This window comes from Methylobacterium crusticola (assembly GCF_003574465.1).
Lineage (GTDB): Bacteria > Pseudomonadota > Alphaproteobacteria > Rhizobiales > Beijerinckiaceae > Methylobacterium > Methylobacterium crusticola.
Genome location: NZ_QOWC01000547.1, coordinates 1 through 346 on the forward strand (window position 1 = coordinate 1; position 346 = coordinate 346).

1 protein-coding gene is annotated in these 346 nt (G+C 54.3%); it reads left to right on the top strand.

The genetic code is table 11. From position 1 onward, the window contains the following. Nucleotides 1-289 (top strand): DDE-type integrase/transposase/recombinase (locus tag DT057_RS35285; RefSeq protein ID WP_128566592.1); only part of this gene is annotated, 289 nt, incomplete at its 5' end. Nucleotides 290-346 lie beyond the last annotated feature (57 nt).

Consider the following 346-nt stretch of genomic DNA (forward strand, 5'->3'; position numbering starts at 1 on the left):
TGCAGCCTCGCACAGGGCCGTTCGCGAACTTCAACAGCAAGGAAGGCTTCCCGAGCTGACGAAGCTTCGCTCGTCAAAATACCTAAACAATCTAATCGAGCAGGATCATCGCAATGTGAAGTCCAGGCTGAGCGTCATGCTAGGCCTGAAAAGCTTCGCTTCGGCTGCCACGACAATTCGAGGCGTCGAGCTCATACATCGCATTCGCAAAGGCCAGTTCGACTTACGAGATCTGGCAACTCAGGGGCAAACTCCGTCCGAAATCTGGGCAGCTGTCTTGGCTGCATGAACCCATTCGGTGAATATGCCGCTTTGCGCCGGTTCACTCGTAATTTGCACCAGAGCC